The organism is Clostridium beijerinckii (assembly GCF_036699995.1).
In the GTDB taxonomy this organism is placed as follows: Bacteria; Bacillota; Clostridia; order Clostridiales; family Clostridiaceae; genus Clostridium; species Clostridium helianthi.
Map to the genome: position 1 here is coordinate 37,800 of NZ_CP144906.1, position 19,008 is coordinate 56,807.

16 protein-coding genes are annotated in these 19,008 nt (G+C 30.0%); 12 read left to right on the forward strand and 4 right to left on the reverse strand.

Annotated features, from left to right (window positions below):
- Window positions 1–240: 240 nt before the first annotated feature.
- The 5 genes from mgsA to PZA12_RS00200 all read left to right on the forward strand — a co-directional run bounded on the left by mgsA (window position 241) and on the right by PZA12_RS00200 (window position 7,020).
- On the forward strand, window positions 241–600 hold the full coding sequence (gene mgsA, locus PZA12_RS00180) for a methylglyoxal synthase (RefSeq protein ID WP_011967391.1): 360 nt from the start codon (window positions 241–243) through the stop codon (window positions 598–600).
- A gap of 296 nt (window positions 601–896) precedes the next feature.
- Window positions 897–1,676, forward strand: coding sequence for an SDR family NAD(P)-dependent oxidoreductase (locus PZA12_RS00185; protein WP_103697906.1), 780 nt, complete (start codon window positions 897–899; stop codon window positions 1,674–1,676).
- A gap of 642 nt (window positions 1,677–2,318) precedes the next feature.
- Complete coding sequence (gene carA / locus PZA12_RS00190; RefSeq protein ID WP_103697905.1) at window positions 2,319–3,368, forward strand: glutamine-hydrolyzing carbamoyl-phosphate synthase small subunit; 1,050 nt, start codon at window positions 2,319–2,321, stop codon at window positions 3,366–3,368.
- A gap of 14 nt (window positions 3,369–3,382) precedes the next feature.
- Entirely contained in the window at window positions 3,383–6,592 is a 3,210-nt protein-coding gene (gene carB, locus PZA12_RS00195) for a carbamoyl-phosphate synthase large subunit (protein WP_077841946.1), read from the forward strand.
- Between the two features lie 194 nt (window positions 6,593–6,786).
- On the forward strand, window positions 6,787–7,020 hold the full coding sequence (locus tag PZA12_RS00200; protein WP_077837317.1) for a hypothetical protein: 234 nt from the start codon (window positions 6,787–6,789) through the stop codon (window positions 7,018–7,020).
- Between the two features lie 119 nt (window positions 7,021–7,139).
- On the opposite strand, the gene PZA12_RS00205 is transcribed toward PZA12_RS00200, so the two are convergent.
- The gene (locus PZA12_RS00205) at window positions 7,140–8,249 is read right to left on the reverse strand and encodes an HD-GYP domain-containing protein (protein ID WP_077837318.1); all 1,110 of its coding nucleotides are present in this window, start codon (window positions 8,247–8,249) and stop codon (window positions 7,140–7,142) included.
- Window positions 8,250–8,731: 482 nt separating this feature from the next.
- Between PZA12_RS00205 and murI the strand changes: the two genes are divergently transcribed.
- From murI to PZA12_RS00230, 5 genes are all read left to right on the forward strand, one after another.
- Window positions 8,732–9,511, forward strand: a complete 780-nt coding sequence (gene murI / locus PZA12_RS00210; RefSeq protein ID WP_077837319.1) for a glutamate racemase — start codon at window positions 8,732–8,734, stop codon at window positions 9,509–9,511.
- Window positions 9,512–9,616: 105 nt separating this feature from the next.
- Window positions 9,617–10,141, forward strand: coding sequence for a peptidylprolyl isomerase (locus PZA12_RS00215; RefSeq protein WP_103697904.1), 525 nt, complete (start codon window positions 9,617–9,619; stop codon window positions 10,139–10,141).
- A gap of 52 nt (window positions 10,142–10,193) precedes the next feature.
- Entirely contained in the window at window positions 10,194–10,565 is a 372-nt protein-coding gene (locus tag PZA12_RS00220) for a DUF3783 domain-containing protein (RefSeq protein ID WP_103697903.1), read from the forward strand.
- 1 nt (window position 10,566) lies between these two features.
- Window positions 10,567–11,235: a helix-turn-helix domain-containing protein gene (locus PZA12_RS00225; RefSeq protein WP_078117602.1), complete on the forward strand. Its 669-nt coding sequence runs from the start codon at window positions 10,567–10,569 to the stop codon at window positions 11,233–11,235.
- Window positions 11,236–11,387: 152 nt separating this feature from the next.
- Window positions 11,388–14,573 carry a S8 family serine peptidase gene (locus PZA12_RS00230; protein WP_078117601.1) on the forward strand — a complete coding sequence of 1,062 codons (3,186 nt, stop codon included), beginning with the start codon at window positions 11,388–11,390 and terminating at the stop codon, window positions 14,571–14,573.
- A gap of 131 nt (window positions 14,574–14,704) precedes the next feature.
- Here PZA12_RS00230 and PZA12_RS00235 read toward each other — a convergent pair whose 3' ends face one another.
- On the reverse strand, window positions 14,705–15,661 hold the full coding sequence (locus tag PZA12_RS00235; protein WP_078117600.1) for a radical SAM protein: 957 nt from the start codon (window positions 15,659–15,661) through the stop codon (window positions 14,705–14,707).
- Between the two features lie 57 nt (window positions 15,662–15,718).
- The gene (locus PZA12_RS00240) at window positions 15,719–16,795 is read right to left on the reverse strand and encodes a transporter (protein WP_078117599.1); all 1,077 of its coding nucleotides are present in this window, start codon (window positions 16,793–16,795) and stop codon (window positions 15,719–15,721) included.
- A 118-nt stretch (window positions 16,796–16,913) separates the two neighbouring features.
- Between PZA12_RS00240 and PZA12_RS00245 the strand changes: the two genes are divergently transcribed.
- Complete coding sequence (locus PZA12_RS00245; RefSeq protein ID WP_077841942.1) at window positions 16,914–17,843, forward strand: TIGR01212 family radical SAM protein; 930 nt, start codon at window positions 16,914–16,916, stop codon at window positions 17,841–17,843.
- 40 nt (window positions 17,844–17,883) lie between these two features.
- Complete coding sequence (locus PZA12_RS00250) at window positions 17,884–18,600, forward strand: 2-phosphosulfolactate phosphatase family protein (protein ID WP_078117598.1); 717 nt, start codon at window positions 17,884–17,886, stop codon at window positions 18,598–18,600.
- A 100-nt stretch (window positions 18,601–18,700) separates the two neighbouring features.
- Here PZA12_RS00250 and PZA12_RS00255 read toward each other — a convergent pair whose 3' ends face one another.
- Window positions 18,701–18,919, reverse strand: coding sequence for a (2Fe-2S)-binding protein (locus PZA12_RS00255; RefSeq protein ID WP_011967406.1), 219 nt, complete (start codon window positions 18,917–18,919; stop codon window positions 18,701–18,703).
- Window positions 18,920–19,008 lie beyond the last annotated feature (89 nt).

The following is a 19,008-nucleotide window of genomic DNA, read 5'->3' on the forward strand; positions in this document are numbered from 1 at the left end:
TGCATGATATTCTTTATATTATAATAATTAAAGATAATAAATTAATATTTTCATCAATAAATCAACATAATTAAGTATTGCCAAGGAAATAATCTTAAAATATATAAAGTGTGTTGTAATAATATGTAAATGTTTATATGATAAAATAATAATATTAAATAGACTTTATAACTATAAAAAAGTATAGTATAATCCAATGTGAAAACGTATCAAATGGATCTGAAAAGGGGGATGACAATTGTGAAAATAGCATTAATAGCACATGACAAAAAGAAGGAAGATATTATTGAATTTTCAAAGAAGTATAAGGATGTACTAGCTAAATATGAGCTAGTTGCTACAGGAACAACTGGAACGAAGATATCAGAAGCAACAGGTCTTGAAGTTAAGAGATATTTATCTGGTCCATATGGAGGAGATCAACAATTAGGTGGTCGTATTGCAGAGGGAAAGATTGATCTAGTAATATTTTTTACAGATCCATTGACAGCGCAACCTCATGAACCAGATGTATCAGCATTGCTTAGAGTTTGTAATGTACATAATGTAGCTGTTGTTACTAATATAAAAACAGCAGAACTTATAATTAAACAATTTTAAATTATGGACAAACTAGTTAAAATCATATATACAAAAAAAACAAAATGTACTTATCAAATGATAAGTACATTTTTAGAAAAAGTAGTGTTAAATTTGAGATAGGTCAATTCAGAATTAACTGTAACTGCCTAAATTTTCTGAATATTTTATTATTTATATGATAACATAAATTATATAAATTTGCAATTAGCAATCATTTGTGTATAAATGGAGTATGAACATGATTATAATTCTAAGGTAATAGCAAGGAAATATAGCTTGTAAACTAATAGAATATCTTAGAAGGAAGGATTATAATGACTGATTTAAACAGATACACATTAATAACTGGTGGTAGTGACGGAATTGGATTTGAGTTAGCAAAGATCTATGCTAAAAATAAAGATAATTTAATTATTATAGCAAAAGACGAAATTAAGCTAAGGAATGCTAAAAGTAGGCTTGAAGATGACTATGGAGTAATTGTAGAAATAATTCAATGTGACCTATCTGTGGATAAAGGTTATAAAAAGATAATAGAAGTTGTGGAAGAAAAGAATTTAATTGTGGATAATTTAATAAATAATGCAGGCATAGGCTGCTTTGGTTTTTTTCATGATTTAGAAGAGGGACTTGAAGAAAAGATAATAAATATAAATATTACAGCATTGACTATGCTTACAAAATACTTTTCTAAAAAGATGGTTGAGAGAAGACATGGAGGCATCTTAAATGTGGCATCAACAGCAGCATTTATTGGTGGTCCTAAAATGTCTATATATTATTCAAGCAAGGCATATGTTTTATCATTAACAGAAGCAATTCATGATGAGTTGAAAGATTTGGGAATCAGGGTAAGTTGCCTTTGCCCTGGGCCTGTAAGGACATCATTTCAAGAGAAGGCTGGTATAAAAAAATCACAAAGATCTAAAAGATATTTAATGAATGCTAGTGATATAGCAAAATGTGCTTACAGAGAATTTTCAATGGGCAAGACAATAATTATTCCAGGATATAAAAATAAGTTGTTGATTTTAGGAAATAAATTAATCCCTAGAGCGTTAGGAAGAAGAATTATATTAAAGAATAATAGTTAGTATTTATATTAGCTATTATTCTTTTTTTTATATAAATATGCATGTATTATATCAATTTAAGTATAGAATTATCATAATAAATATTTAGTTACTTAATTAGGATACATATTTTAATTCACATATAATTAAGGATTAATCTACAAAAGGAATTATTTGAATTAATGGTATATTTATATCTAAAATAAAAAAAATATATGAATAAAAATTCAAATAAGTGTATTTTTATACTTTATATAATCTTATTTTTATGATAAGATTTATATATTGAATAAATTAAAAATAAATAAGCAATAGACAATAAGTAATAAATAAAAATAATTATATTAAATATTAAACTATCCTTAAATTATCTTGACACAGGATTATCTATCAACTAGAATAGTTAGAAAGAGAAATTTTAAAAGTTAAGATACACTTTAACTTGGTCCTGTGAGGCCAAAAAGGGAAGCATAACTATGATATTTGAAAGCTGAATGAAAAATTTCATAGCTTATTTTTTGAATTCAAATATTTGTATGGTATATCACAGGATAGTGAAGAGATCAGGTTTTCTGAAATCTCTTTATTATCCTTTTGTTTTATATTAAACAAAAATTCATAAGGTGTAGTTTTAGCAAAAATATATTTGTAGGAGGCTTAAGTATGAAAGCAAAGCTTATATTAGAAAATGGCATGATTTTTGAAGGAAAAGCTTTTGGATATCTAAAAGAAAGCGTTGGAGAAGTAGTATTTACAACTGGAATGACAGGTTATCAAGAAGTACTTACTGATCCATCTTATTACGGACAAATAGTAACGATGACTTACCCTTTAATAGGGAATTATGGGATAAACCTTGAAGATATGGAGTCTGATTCAATAAAAGTAAGGGGTTTTATTGTTAGAGAAAAATGTAATATGCCAAGTAACTTTAGATGTGAATTAGAACTTGAAGATTTTTTAAAACAAGGAAAAGTTATTGGATTGGAAGGAATAGATACAAGAGCTTTAACTAAGGTTTTAAGAAATAGTGGTACTATGAGAGGAATTATCGCACTAGAAGATGTTGACGATGAATATGTGAAAGAAAAAATAGCAGGATTTTCTACTAAGGAAGCTGTAAAGACTGTTACAACAAATAAGTCTTATGTAGTTGAAGGAACAGGAAAACATATTGCGGTTATGGATTTTGGCATAAAGACTAATATAATAAGAAATTTCAAAAAGAGAGGCTGCAAATTGACTATATTCCCAGCAACAGCAACAGCAGAAGATGTTTTAAATGTTAATCCAGATTTAATATTTCTATCTAATGGACCTGGGGACCCAGAAGATTTAGACTTTGCCATAGAAAATATTAAAAAATTAGTTGGGAAGAAACCAATAACAGGTATTTGCTTAGGGCATCAATTATTGGGATTAGTGTTAGGTGGTAAAACTACTAAATTGAAGTTCGGACATAGGGGATGCAATCATCCTGTTAAAGATTTAGAAGCTAATATTGTGCATATAACTTCGCAAAATCATGGGTATGTAGTAGAGAAGTTACCAGATGACATGGAAGTTACTCACGTTAATATAAATGATGGAACTGTAGAAGGAATGAAACATAAGACTTTACCAATATACTCAGTTCAATTTCATCCAGAAGCATCAGCGGGTCCAAAAGACAGTGAATATATATTTGATAAGTTCTTAGAATATGCACTATAGGAGGTTTTAGTAAAATGCCATTAAATAAAGATATAAAAAAAGTTTTAGTTATAGGATCAGGTCCGATAGTCATAGGTCAAGCAGCAGAGTTCGATTACTCTGGAACTCAAGCTTGTGAAGCATTAAAATCAGAAGGTATAGAAGTTGTACTTGTAAATTCAAACCCTGCAACAATAATGACTGATAAAGAAGTTGCAGATAAAGTTTATTTAGAGCCATTAACATTGGAATTTGTTGAAAAAGTAATAGCTAAGGAAAGACCAGACAGCTTACTTGCAGGAATGGGTGGTCAAACAGGGCTTAACCTCGCAGTAGAATTACATGATTCTGGTATATTAGAAAAATACAATGTAAAAGTAATCGGAACCTCTATTGCATCAATTAAAGAAGGTGAAGATAGAGAGTTATTTAGAGATATGATGAATAGAATTGGGGAACCAGTTATAAAGAGTGAAATTGTAACTGACTTGGCTGCAGGTTTGGAGTTTGCTAATAAGATTGGTTATCCAGTTATAGTTAGACCAGCTTATACATTAGGAGGATCTGGCGGTGGTATCGCTGATGATGAAGAACAGCTTAAAACCATATTAGAATCAGGACTTCAGTTAAGCACAATTGGTCAAGTTCTACTTGAAAAGAGTGTTAAGGGTTGGAAAGAAGTAGAGTACGAAGTAATGAGAGACTCTTATGGAAACTGTATTACTGTATGTAATATGGAAAATATAGATCCAGTTGGTATACACACTGGAGATAGTATAGTTGTAGCTCCATCACAAACTCTTTCAGATAAAGAATATCAAATGCTTAGAACAGCATCAATAAATATAATAAATGCAGTTGGAATTGAAGGTGGATGTAATGTACAGTTTTCATTAAATCCAAATAGTTTTGAATATGCAGTTATAGAAATAAATCCGAGAGTTTCAAGAAGTTCAGCACTAGCATCAAAAGCAACAGGATATCCTATTGCAAAACTTGCTGCTAAAATAGCTCTTGGATATGGATTAGACGAAATAAAAAATGCTGTTACACAAAAAACATATGCGTGTTTCGAACCAACACTTGATTATGTTGTAGTAAAAATACCAAAATGGCCTTTCGATAAATTCTTTGGTGCTGACAGAGAACTTGGAACAAAAATGATGGCAACTGGCGAAATTATGGCTATTGGAGCTAATTTTGAGCAAGCGTTCTTAAAAGGAATTAGAAGTTTAGAAATAGGGAAATATTCATTAGATCATAATAAATTTAAAGAATATAGTATTTCAAAATTAAAGAGCATAGTAATGAAACCAGATGATGAAAGAATCTTTGCATTAGCTGAGATGATAAGAAGAGATTACATGATAGATAGAATAAATAAAATTACTGGAATCGATATGTTCTTCTTAGAAAAAATAAAGTGGATAGTTGAAGAAGAACAAAGATTAAAATTAAGTAAAATAGAAGATTTAGATAAGGAATGGTTACATCATTTAAAGAAAAAAGGTTTTTCTGATAAAGCTATAGCTGATATGTTAAAGGTTAGCCCAGACGATGTATACAGATTAAGAGACATATGGAGTATAAAGCCTTCATATAAAATGGTTGATACTTGTGGAGGAGAATTTGAAGCATTATCTCCATATTATTACTCAACTTATGAGCAATATGATGAAGTAGAAGTATCAAATAATAAAAAAGTTATAGTTATAGGTTCAGGTCCAATAAGAATAGGGCAAGGTATTGAATTCGACTACGCTTCAGTACATTGCGTAAAAGCGCTAAAGAAACTTGGAATTGAAACTATTATAGTTAATAATAACCCAGAAACAGTAAGTACTGATTTTGATGTATCAGATAAATTATATTTTGAGCCATTAACAGAAGAAGATGTTTTAAATATAATAGAAAAAGAAAAGCCAGATGGTGTAATACTTCAATTTGGTGGTCAAACAGCTATTAAGCTTGCAAACTTCTTAAAAGAACAAAATATAGTAACACTTGGAACTACAGCAGATCAAATAGATATGGCTGAAGATAGAGAAAAGTTTGATGAATTACTAGAGAGATTAGGAATATCAAGACCAAAAGGTAAAGGAATATGGTCTTTAGAAGAAGGATTAGAAGAAGCTAGGAGATTAAAGTTCCCAGTACTTGTTAGACCTTCATATGTAATTGGTGGTCAAGGGATGGAAATAACTCATGATGAAGAAGAGTTAACATACTATTTAGAAAATGCTTTCGCTAAAGATAGCAAAAATCCAATACTTATAGATAAATATCTAATGGGTAGAGAAATAGAAGTAGATGCTATATCAGATGGAGAGGATATTTTAATACCTGGTATTATGGAGCACCTAGAAAGAGCTGGAGTTCATTCGGGGGATAGTGTAACTATGTACCCAAGCCAAAATATCTCTGATAAAATTAAAGCTGATGTATTAGAGTATACTAAAAAATTAGCATTAGCAATTGGGATAAAGGGTATGATAAATATTCAATTCATAGAATTTGAAGGAGAATTATATGTAATTGAAGTTAATCCAAGAGCATCAAGAACAGTCCCATATATAAGTAAGGTAAGTGGAGTTCCAATAGTAGATTTAGCTACACAAGTAATGCTTGGCGCTAAATTAAAGGACTTGGGATATGGAATAGATGTATATAAAGAACCTGAACTAGTTTCAGTTAAAGTTCCAGTGTTCTCAACTCAAAAATTACCTAATGTTGAAGTAAGCTTAGGACCTGAAATGAGATCAACAGGAGAAGTTTTAGGAGTTGGTAGAAACATAAAAGAAGCACTTTACAAAGGATTTGTTGGAGCATATATGTATCCTTCAAAGGAAAAAGGAAAAATACTTGCTACAATAAATAAGCATGATAAAGCAGAATTCCTACCAATAGCAAAAGATTTAGCATCAGTAGGATACAAATTTATTGCAACATCCGGAACTTGCGCTTTATTGAAGGAAGCAGGTATAGAAGTAGAAGAAATAAGAAAGATAGATGAAGAAGAACCAAATATTTTAGATATAGTTAAAAACAGAGAAGTAGACTTAGTTGTAAATACTCCAACAAAAGGAAATGATTCAAAAAGAGACGGTTTCTTAATAAGAAGAGCAGCAGTTGAGAGGAACTTAGGAGTAATTACCGCATTAGATACATTAAGAGCCATTGCAGATGTTGAACTTGAGAAGTTTGATGAGAATAAGGATTTAGAAGTATTCAATATAGCAAAATAAAAATTAATGAGTTAAAGCAGTATTAAAGAGACTAATCAAATTACTGCACTTATTAAAAATTAAAACTAGGATATGACAGATGGTATCCTAGTTTTTTTTATGAAATATATTAGTTAAAAGGAAACATTGACAAGTGAACATATGTTCTGTATAATACAATTAATGAACATATGTTTGCTAAGGAGATGTGTATTATGAACGAATCGGGAAATTTTTTTGTTAAGTTAAACTGTAAAAGCATTGATAATATTAGAAGCTTGATTATAGATAAACAGAGTAATTACATAAAACAACAAGAAAAATACATAATGTGTGCTGGAAAGTATGATAAAAATGGTTGGACGTTAGTTTTTAGAGCTAAAAGTTTTAAAGAGGCTGAAGAACTGGCAAATTTGAATCCATTTCTAAATAGAAGAAGCATAAATTAAGTACATAAGATCTAGATGAATTTTCATACTATATATCTAAAATTTTATTAATTAGCTAGTAAAAAATTAAAGAATATATAAAAAATAAGCTACGAAATTTTATAATTTAGTAGCTTATTTTATATTTCATATTTTATATCTGAAATAACAATTGAAAGATTCTCTATTAAATTTACTTTAGAACCAACTTTATTGGGATAATCGCTTTTAAGTATTTTTATAGTTGGTCTTAATGGAAAGTTAGGCATAGTCTCCTCAACTACTCCTATATCACCATTACTAAGGCTTACAATTGTTCCTTGAGGGAACGGGATAACAATCTTACAGAATACGTTAAGCATATCATGATCAAAGAGTGTTCCGGCATTTGACATTAAGTATTCGAGTGCATCACTAGGACACATAGCTCTTTTATAAGGTCTGTCAGAAGTTAATGCATCATAAACATCTGCAATACTTACAATTCTAGCGAGATAGCTAATTTTATTGCCAGATATACTATTAGGGTAACCTAATCCATCAAATCTTTCATGATGTTGCAGAACTATAAGCTTGATATGAGAACTTAAACTAAAAAAGTTATTCAAAAATTTATATCCATATAGAGAATGATTTTTTATCACTTCAAATTCTTCAGGTGTTAATTTACCTGGCTTTTGAAGAATTTCACTTGGAATAAATGATTTTCCTATATCATGAATTAGCGCACCAATGCAGAGATAAGTTAGATTACGCTTAGATAAATTTAAGCTGATTCCAAGTATAAGTGATATTACAGCAACATTTACACAATGAGCATAAGTATAATTATCCATGCTCTTTATATCAACTAAAGAAATCAGTATATTTTTATTTGATAAAACATTGTCTAATAACTCTTCTGCTATATTAGTAATTGAATTGAAATATTGTTGTTCTTGCTTTGTATACTCACTAATACTTCTCTTTTCAAATTTATGAACAGAAGCTATTCTTTCTATATCAGAGAATGTTTCTTTAATTACAGATATAGACTTTTGTCTTAATTCTGGCTTTATAACATCTTCAATTTCAGCAGAACTATAGTCATCAATTATATATAAAGAGAATATTTTATATTCCTTAATTTTTTGTAACATAATATCGTTTAACAGAATACCAGCTCTAAGTAGACATCTACCATCAGGGGTGTATATGTCTTTGCCTAGCAATGAATTTTCTCTTACACATTCAATTGGAATTAATCGCATGATTATACCTCACCAAATTAATAATAATCATTATATCATAAATAACATGTAAATTTATACAATGATAATGCAAAAATCTTAAAATAATATCTAAAATTCGCATATATATGAAAATATTTTTTATATAAAAAGACGTTTACTTTGAATGATATAGAGTTTTTTGATAAAATTATATTTAATAATCCAATAAAAAGGTTATGTAAATTAAGTTAATATTTCATAATTCACTTAATTATCAACATGAGTAGATGAAAACCAGAAATTATAGACATTGGATAAATAAAGTAATAAAATATTTGTAGATAAAATATATTAAAGAATAATAAATCGGATTTATGTTCACTTTTTTATATTGTAATTTTAAATATTAGTTAATATTTAAGATTCAACCAAAGTTATTTCTAGATGTGAAATGTAGTTTCATATATCTGATTAGTTATTTGTGAATACCTAAATATTTGAAAAAATGGAGTGAGGACGTTTTGAATATAAAAACTGACCCCATAGGATTTTTTGATTCAGGGGTAGGAGGTTTAAGCGTGATGAGAGAAGCAGTATCTATCATGCCTAATGAAAACTTTATATATTTCGGAGATTCAAAGAATGCACCCTATGGAACTAAGAAAGTAAGTGAGGTAAGAGATCTTACAATTGATGCTGTGGAGTTTTTACTAAGTAAAAATGTTAAAGCGGTTGTGATAGCCTGCAATACTGCAACTAGTGCAGCAATAGAAGAGATTAGAAGTAAATATAAACAGATGTCTATAATAGGAATAGAGCCAGCATTAAAGCCAGCTGTTAAGTTAAATAGAAAAGGTCAAATAATAATAATGGCAACGCCTATGACATTGAGAGAAAAGAAATTTAAATTATTAATGGATAAATATAAAAATGAGGCTGATATAATATCATTACCATGTGCAGGGCTAGTAGAATTTATAGAACAGGGAATAGTAGAGGGCGAAGATCTAGAGTATTACTTAAAGGAAAAGTTCAAAAGTTACTTAGATAATGATATAAGCTCCATAGTTCTTGGATGTACTCATTATCCATTTATAAAAAAGGCTTTATCAAATGTTATTGGAGAGGAAATACCTCTTATTGATGGTGGATTGGGTACTGCTCAAGAATTGAAGAGGAAATTAATTGAAAGTGGTTTACTAAATGATTCCAAAGAAAAGGGGAATATAGAAATTTGTAATTCAATAAATGATGATAAAGTGATAGATTTTTGTTATAGTTTAATTAATTTTAAAATATAAATATGATTCAGATTTATCAAAATATATAATATAAGGATGAATTTAAATTTACATTTTAGATAATAATACTAATTAAGATTGATATCGAGAGGAGAATATTTAAAGATGAAGAATCCAATTATTACGATGACTATGGAAAATGGTGGAGTTATAAAAGCAGAATTATATCCTGAGGTAGCACCAAATACAGTGAGAAATTTTGTAGACTTAATCAATAGAGGATTTTATGATGGTTTAATATTTCATAGAGTTATTCCAAATTTCATGATTCAAGGGGGATGCCCAGAAGGAACAGGTATTGGTGGTCCAGGATATTCAATAAAGGGAGAGTTTACAGGCAATGGTTTTAAGAATACTTTAAAACATACAAGAGGAGTATTATCAATGGCTAGAGCTATGCATCCAGATTCAGCAGGAAGCCAATTTTTCATTATGGTAGCTGATGCTCCACATTTAGATGGCCAGTATGCATCATTTGGTAAGGTTATTGAAGGAATGGATGTAGCCGATAAGATTGTTGCACAAAAAGCTGATATGTCAGATAGGCCTTATGAAGATCAAGTAATAAAAAGTGTTACAGTAGATATGCAAGGGGAAGAAATAAAAGAGCCTGAAATAATTGAAGAGTAAAAAATACCATTCTACAAGACTATAGTAAATAAAAAGAAGAGAGGTGTCATGGATGGCTACAAATAATAAATGTATATTAGCGTATGGATTAAAAGAGGATGAAATTAAGAAAATTAAGAGTCAGAATATTAAAGTTATAGAAATTAATAATAATATGACTTTAATGACATTAGAAGATATAATTAATGGAAACAAAAATGAAGATTCTTACGATGAAATGCAGTTGAGTGAAAAGGCACTAATTTTCAATGGATTTAAGGATGAACAATTGAAAGTTACTATTAGATATATTAGAAGCTTTATTCAAGGTGGAGTACTTGCTGTATCTACAGCACAGAATTACAAGTGGACTTTTAAATATCTATTAGAGCACTTAATTGAGGAAAGAGAATGGTATAAAGAACAACAAAAGGGGAGAAAGTAAAGTGAGTCGTGTAGGAGAAAATATAAAACAAGCTAGAGAAAAGAGCGGACTTACAGTTAAAGCTTTAGCTAAAAAACTGGGTGTAGCAGAAAAATATTTAAATGAAGTTGAAATGGGAAGAAAAGTTGCACCTGAATCATTAATAGATAAAGCAGGCAAGGTATTAAAAGCTGATTTAAATGATATAAGCATGGTTGTTACAGATGAAGTATTGATGGAAGAAAGAAAAACTTTAAAGGAAATTCCTAAAAGAAATGTAGAAAGTTCAGAAATTTGGACAGATGCTTTCTCATCAGTACTTAGAAGTGTTCCAATATATGATTATTCACTATCTAATAAAAAGGGTTCTAAAGAGATGCCTATTCATTCAAATAAAATCGAGAATTATCCTCAAGATAAAGTATTTTATTTAGAAATTGAAGATGATGAAATGAATGGATTTAGAATGCTAAAGGGTGATGTTGCATTTGCACATGCTGTGAAGGATATAAGTAATAGCGGATTTTTCTTAATAGATTATAAGGGGAAAAGAAAAGTAAGACAAATAAAGGTATTAGGTAATTCTAAATTACTTTTAGTAAGCAATGCTGGAAGTCTTCTTACTGAAACCATGGAATTAAAAGAAGTAGATGTAATTGCTAAATTAGAAAGACTAGAGATTACATTATAAACAACTAATGTAAGAACTCTTATATTGAAGAATTAAAGCGTAGGTAGAAACAGAGAATAATTGAATTTTTCAGTTATTCTCTGTTTTTGTTACATTAAAACATTTAATTGCATAGTATATCTATGAATATATTAAATTAAGGTGTGGTAATTATGCCTGAATTGGAGACGCAAATATCTTCAAAGGTAGATGCATCAATAGGATTATTAACTAATGTTCCAAAAGCTATATTAGATGAGTTGGGTTATAAGTATCAGAGTCAGGGTAACAATGTGGAGCTCACTATTTTATATAGAGATACTCAAGAACAAACAAAATCATTTGTTGAAAGCTTAGGAGGAACTTTTCAGGATTTGGGATTTAACTTTGCTGTTGTTAATATACCCAGAGATAAATTAGAACAGTTATCAATGAGTAATTCTATTCAATATATAGAATTACCAAAGAACTTATATGAGCAAGACCAAGAAAGTAATAGGGCATCCTGTATACTTCAATTGGCTCCAGATTTTGATGTTTCAGGCGAAGGGGTATTAGTCGGGTTTGTAGATTCGGGGATAGATTATACTCACCCTGCCTTTATGGATTCCACCGGAACATCCACTAGAATAGAGTACATTTATGATTTAAGTACAGGGGGAAATGTATATAATAAGCAAATGATAAATGAAGCAATAAAATCCAATAATCCCTTCTCAGTAGTTCCATCAATAGACAATAGTGGACATGGAACTCACGTTGCAGGAATCGCATGTGCTGGGGGAAGAATAAATCCGATGTATAGAGGAGTAGCTCCTAATTCGTCTATAGCAATGGTTAAAGCTGCTAGGGGAACTGCAATCCTAAGCTCTCAGATTATGCAGGGAATCAAATTTCTTATAGATAAAGGTAAAGAACTGAATATGCCGCTAGTTATTAGCATTAGTCTTAGCACTAATGATGGAGCACACGATGGAAGCAGCTTACTAGAGCAATACATTAGGACGATATCTAATTTAGAAAGAGTATCTATTGTTATTGCGGCAGGAAATGAAGGTGATGCAGGTCATCATGTTGGCGGGCAATTAGTTAAAACACAAAGGCAAATTTTTAATATAGCAAGCGAAGAAAGATCAATAGTAATGAATTTTTATAAGACAATATTGCCTAATATATCAGTTAATATAATAAATCCAACAAGCCAAGGAACTGGAAATATTAATATACAAGAAGGTTATATCCAAGGAACAATAGGGAGTGATAGATATGATATATATGTATCTGGACCTAAACCTTTTGAATTGAATAGTGAAATCAGAATAATTCTTTCTGCTAGATCTGGCTTTCTTGTTGAAGGTGTATGGACATTAGAAATAAATGTTACGAATGAATACTTAGGAGCATATTCAATATGGCTTCCAGTTTTAGAAGGATTAAATCCTGCAACTAAGTTTTTAGAACCTAATCAATATAATACGCTTGGCATACCAGCAACAGTAGATAATATAATAGCTGTAGGAAGTTATAATTATAGAACCAATAATTTATCATCATTCAGTGGAAGAGGTGCACAAGATCAGAATATAGTAAGACCTGATTTAGTAGCTCCAGGAGAGGATATTGCAGGGCCGGTACCAAATGGTGGATATGATAATAAAACAGGTACATCAATGGCTACTCCTCAAGTGGCTGGAATATGTGCATTAATGATGCAATGGGGAATAGTTAAAGGAAATGATCCATATTTGTTTGGTCAAAGGTTAAAATATTATTTATTAAGAGGAGCTAGAAGAAGACGTACAGATGTGACATATCCAAATCCCTCATGGGGATATGGTGAAGTGTGCATATTCAACAGTTTAAGAGCGTTACAAAATGATTTAAATGCCATTTTGACTAGAGGAAATATAAATTCAAGAGATATACAGGTAACAAATAGCATACCTAATAAATATAATATTCTGAGAAAAAATATAAAGAGGGAAGTTATGGAGAATACGAGTAGTGGAAATACCTCAACAAATATCGGTAGGTTAAAGATTCAATGTTTCAGGGGGGAGGATTATATTCCAATTGATGGAGCCAGAATAACGGTAAGAACACCACAAGGATCTGAAAATGTTAATAGTATTCAGCTAGTTACAGATTCAGTTGGATTGACACAAATAATTGAATTGGCAGCACCACCTTTAGAATATTCTTTAAACCCTAATAGCAACCAAGTGCCTTACAGCTTATATGATATAACAGTTGAAAGAGATGGATTTAATCCTATAGTAATAAGGGGATGTCAAGTATTTCCGACACAAGTTGCCTATCAGATTTGTAATTTGACAAGTAACTCAGGAAGGGGAATGATGAGACAAGAGGTTATAAATATACAACCAAATACCTTAAATGGAAATTTCCCACCTAAAATACCAGAGGATCCAGAAAAGCAGTTACCTCTACCAAGTTCAGGAGTTGTATTACCTCAACCAATAGTTCCAGAATACATTATTGTACACCAAGGGGGACCAAATGATCCATCAGCGCCAAATTATAAGGTACCTTTTAAAGACTATATTAAAAATGTTGCTTCCAGTGAAATATACTCAACTTGGAATGAATCTGCTATAAGAGCAAATATATTCTGCATTGTATCATTTACACTAAATAGAATTTATACTGAATGGTATAGAGGAAAAGGAAAGAATTTTGATATTACTAGTTCAACAGCTTATGATCACGCATTTAATTATGGAAGAAATATTTACGACAGTATAAGTGCTATTGTAGATGAAATATTTTCTACTTATATAAGGAGAGTTGGAGCTAAACAACCACTTTTGACACAATATTGTGATGGAAAGAGTGTTACTTGCCCTCAGTGGTTAAGTCAATGGGGAAGTCAGCAATTAGCTCAACAAGGAATGGTTCCATATGATATTTTGAGAAATTATTATGGAAATGATATCGAATTAACTACAGCTGAAAAAGTTTCTGGAAGCCCACAGTCATACCCAGGTGAACCGCTTACTATAGGATCTTCAGGTCCAGCAGTAAGAACTATTCAGAATCAATTGAATAGAATAGCTAGAAATTATCCTTTGATACCTAAGGTTGCTGAGGATGGACAGTTCAATCAAAAGACAGCAGATGCAGTTAAAACATTTCAACAGATATTTACATTACCACAAACTGGGGTTGTTGATTATGCAACATGGTATAGAATATCAGATATTTATGTTGGAGTATCAAGAATAGCAGAGCTTAGAGATTCTTCAAATTTAAGAAGCACACTTGGAATGAATGAATTTATACCTCCGATTATACCAGGTTTAGATAATAAAAGAGGAATCCCTAAATTTTATTATTAGAATTATATTAGAATGTTTTTTAGATTTAGAAGCAGTTCCCATTTTCTCTACCAGCTATATTATATAGCTGCGATTAGAATAGGAGCTGCTATAATTAATGGAATTATTAGAGGTTATATGTATGATAAAATTTATTTTTCTATTCCTTCTAGATTAAATTCAGGAATGAAATCAGAGATGTTAGCACCTTCATCTTGTATAAATCCATTAACTACGCCAATATCTAAAGCATAATTGATTAGGCTGTCGTAGTGTTTTGGATTAAGTTTCTTATTTATTTCTGGATAATCGCAAGCATTAAACATAGGAATATATTGATTCATTAAGCTTATATAAATATCGGTTTTATATCTATTATATAGAATATCTATTATCTTTTTTGAATCAAAAAGGAGTCCAGGAAGCATTAGGTGTCTTACAATAACTCCTTTTAGTATATTTCCTTTTGAATCAAACTTGGGAGTGCCAACTTGTCTTAGCATTTCATCTATTATGTTAATAGTATTGGAAGCATAATCATTAACTTTAGAGTATTTTAGAGAATATTTATTATCAAAATATTTGAAGTCCGGCAAATAAACATCAATATATCCATCTAATAATTTTATAGTTTCAATAGAATCATAACTATTGGTATTATAAAGAACTGGGATAGTTAAATTATTTTTTTTAGCTATTTTTAAGGCTTCAATTATCTGAGGAACATAATGGGTAGGAGTCACTAAGTTAATGTTGTTTGCACCTTTTTCCTGAAGTTCTAGAAAAATCTCGGAAAGTCTTTCAATAGATATTTCTGCACCAACAACTGATGTACTTTTATTAAAGTCAGAACAAGACGAATTAGCATTAATCCCCTGACTTATATTATAGTTTTGGCAAAATACGCATTTTAAATTACAGTGAGAAAAAAATACAGTACCTGAACCATTTCCTTGTGAAATAGGTGGCTCTTCCCAAAGATGAAGGGAAGCCTTAGCCACTTTTATGTTATTGCTCGCTTTGCAATATCCTATTTCACCATTATTTCTATTTACTTTACAATCTCTATTACACAAAGTACATTCATTTAATAAATCTAGATAATTCATTTATATCAAATCCTTTAAGAATAATTATTAATATATTTTATAAAAAGTATATCATAATTATTTGATTTGAGCTGTGTTAGAAAAATCTTTTTTGTGCTTAAAAAAGAATAATATACATTGGAATATAAAAATCAAACTTAATAGACCAAATATAGGATATAGTTTAGTTATAAGAGTTCCAAATCCAAATTGGGAGATTAAAAGAGCAAGACTTATTACGATAAAGATGGCTTTTTTAAATTTTATATTAAATGTTTGCTCTAGGGTTTTGCTTATGGAATATATGTCAGAAACTTCGGTAGAAAACATCTCCAACCAGATTATCACGAGTAACAATGCTTGAATTAAGTTACCAAATCTATTAGCGACAAAAAGTAAAGGAATCTCATATTTATATATATAAGGTTGATTAATTGTTAATAATAAATTTATCATTAAACAAAGTATAGTTAGTCCAATTGCGCCGGTTACTATTCCAGCAATCATTATTTTACTTTTCTTCATTTGGGTGCTAAGTGGTACTAGGACTCCTGAGGCTGAAAGTGTATTATATCCAGCATAAAGTACTGTGGAAATAAGGATTCCAGTTTTTTGTTTTGGAAAGCTAGCGATATTGTCTAACGAAACTGTATTTCTACAAAATGCAAAATATAAAACTGTAATCAAAGTAAGAGTACAAATTAAACCTGGAACAATAAAGGAATTAACTTCAATTAATCCTTCAGTATCTCTAAGTAGAAAAAATATGGCTATTACAATCATTATTAGTGAGCCGATTATCTTTGGTATTCCAAAAAACTGATGTATCAAAGCACCACTTCCAGCAAGTATTATAGATGCGCTGGAAATAAGAAAGAGAGTTGTTATAAAACCAGTGATCTTACCAAATATATTAGGGCTTATTATATTCATAACATCACTATAAGAGCTAAGATTATAATTAATACTTATTCTAGAAATTATAGAACTTATTAAGATATAGAAAATACCACAACCTATAATTCCTATGAAACTAGATATACCGTATTGAGTAAAAAATTCTGTGATTTCTTTTCCAGAAGCAAGACCAGCACCAACTATTGTTCCGATGAACACAGTGGCAACTTGAAATACTTTTACCATTTCCTTTTTCAATATTTATCCCCCTTAAAGAATGTTCCTTTTATTAAATATATAAGGTTTACTTTTAATTTATTCTTTAAATGTTACAATATTTAAAGAAGGTATATTAGACACATAAAGAGGAGGAAATATGAACAGTTTTTGGGATGGAAAAAGATATCATAGTTTAAACTATTTTTTAAGAAATAAATTTGGTGAAAAAGTATTTAAAATATCTTTGGATGGAGGATTTTCTTGTCCGAATAGAGATGGAAAGATAAGTAATGGGGGCTGTCTTTTTTGTAGTGAGAGAGGTTCAGGAGATTATGCTGGTGACAGAGAATTGTCTATTTCAAAGCAATTTCATGATATAAAGGATATGATGTCACAAAAGTGGAAAAGTGGTAAGTATATAGCTTATTTTCAGGCTTACACAAACACGTATGCACCTATTGATGAGTTGAAAAGAAAATATGAAGAGGCATTAAATCAGGAGGGGGTTGTAGCTATCGCAATAGCCACAAGACCTGATTGCTTAGATGATGATGTATTAGAATTATTGGAGAATATAAACAATAAGATTTACCTTTGGATAGAGCTTGGACTTCAAACCAGCAATGATGAGACTGCTAAAAGAATTAATAGAGGATATAAATTAGATGTATTTGAAAATGCAATGAGAAAATTAAAAGAGAGAAATATTGATGTAGTAGTTCATGACATCTTAGGATTACCGGGTGAAACTAAAGAGGATATGTTAGAAACAATAAATTATATAGCTCATTCAGGGGCTAAAGGAATCAAACTACATTTACTACATTTAATGAAGCAAACGCCTATGGTAAAGTTATACGAGGCAGGAGATCTTAAGTTCCTATCGCAAGATGATTATATAGATCTTGTGACTCATGGAATAACACTACTTCCAAAGGACATGGTAGTTCACAGGTTAACAGGCGATGCACCGAGAGATCTTTTGATCGGACCAATGTGGAGTTTAAAAAAATGGGAAGTTTTAAATTCAATAGATAAGACGTTAGAAGATAACAACTTATGGCAAGGAAAAAATTTCAGGGAGTAACTATATATTAATTCTAATGATTAGGAATGGAGTAAGTAAAATGAAAATAGATATTATAATCTCAGCAGATGATATAGTTGAAAGCAGAGTAAGGAATAAGATTGCAGTTATAATCGATATATTTAGAGCTACATCTGTAATTATAACAGCACTAGATAATAGAGCAAGAGAAGTTATTCCTTATTTGACTATTGAGGAAACACTGGAATATGCAAAGAAACTTAGTAGAGATAATTACATTTTAGGAGGAGAGAGAAAAGCTGTTAAAATTGAAGGTTTTGATCTATCAAATTCGCCATTAGAATATATAAAAGAAAAAGTTGAAGGTAAAACAGTGCTTATGACTACAACAAATGGAACAAGAGCTTTAACAAAGTCAACGGAGGCCAAAAGAGTTTTTATAGGGGCCATGATAAATGGAGAATCAGTGGCGAAAAAATTGATTAATATAAATGATGATGTGGTTATTATTAATGCAGGAACAAATGGAAACTTCTCAATGGATGATTTTATTTGTAGTGGATATATAATTAATCAAATGCTAGATGTTAATAGAAATATAGAATTAACAGATATAGCAAAGACAGCCTCTATGATATATAAAGAAAATATAAATATTTTGAGTTATGTACGAGAAGCATCTCACTATTCAGTAATGAAATCCTTAGGATTAAATAATGATATTGAATATTGCATAAAAAAAAGCATCATAGATATAGTTCCAGAATATAAGGACGGAAAAATAACTTGTGAATGAAAAACTTTTAAGATTATGACTAAAAGTAAAACACATACATGATTTATTTAATCTGTATGTGTTTTGCTTTTCGAATTTACTATGAGTAAAAGTTTTATGATTATATGTTTTCTCTTGATTGCTTTAGTAAATCATTTATTCGCGGAGAACAATTTCTACCTCCGCATGAACCACTGCCTGCACCAGTAGCCTTTTGGACCTCTTTTATAGTTGAAGCACCATTTTTAATAGCTTCCTTAATTTTTGATCTAGGTATTGCCTTACAAGTGCAAGTTTTTGTTAATTTATCTAAAATTGCTTCATTCAAATTATTTTCCATAATAGTATCTCCTAAAAACATTTTTTAAGTTAATTGAAAAACTAACTTTATCTTAATTATACATTTTATAATCTAAAATAAAAGTATAG

Excerpts from the sequence above, each read along its gene's own strand:
- PZA12_RS00220 (WP_103697903.1), top strand. The coding sequence starts at position 10,194 with ATGGCTACAAATAATAAATGTATATTAGCGTATGGATTAAAAGAGGAT.
- PZA12_RS00245 (WP_077841942.1), top strand. The coding sequence starts at position 16,914 with ATGAACAGTTTTTGGGATGGAAAAAGATATCATAGTTTAAACTATTTT.
- PZA12_RS00235 (WP_078117600.1), bottom strand. The coding sequence starts at position 15,661 with ATGAATTATCTAGATTTATTAAATGAATGTACTTTGTGTAATAGAGAT.
- PZA12_RS00230 (WP_078117601.1), top strand. The coding sequence starts at position 11,388 with ATGCCTGAATTGGAGACGCAAATATCTTCAAAGGTAGATGCATCAATA.
- PZA12_RS00185 (WP_103697906.1), top strand. The coding sequence starts at position 897 with ATGACTGATTTAAACAGATACACATTAATAACTGGTGGTAGTGACGGA.
- PZA12_RS00205 (WP_077837318.1), bottom strand. The coding sequence starts at position 8,249 with ATGCGATTAATTCCAATTGAATGTGTAAGAGAAAATTCATTGCTAGGC.
- PZA12_RS00255 (WP_011967406.1), bottom strand. The coding sequence starts at position 18,919 with ATGGAAAATAATTTGAATGAAGCAATTTTAGATAAATTAACAAAAACT.
- PZA12_RS00215 (WP_103697904.1), top strand. The coding sequence starts at position 9,617 with ATGAAGAATCCAATTATTACGATGACTATGGAAAATGGTGGAGTTATA.
- carA (WP_103697905.1), top strand. The coding sequence starts at position 2,319 with ATGAAAGCAAAGCTTATATTAGAAAATGGCATGATTTTTGAAGGAAAA.
- PZA12_RS00200 (WP_077837317.1), top strand. The coding sequence starts at position 6,787 with ATGAACGAATCGGGAAATTTTTTTGTTAAGTTAAACTGTAAAAGCATT.
- carB (WP_077841946.1), top strand. The coding sequence starts at position 3,383 with ATGCCATTAAATAAAGATATAAAAAAAGTTTTAGTTATAGGATCAGGT.
- PZA12_RS00250 (WP_078117598.1), top strand. The coding sequence starts at position 17,884 with ATGAAAATAGATATTATAATCTCAGCAGATGATATAGTTGAAAGCAGA.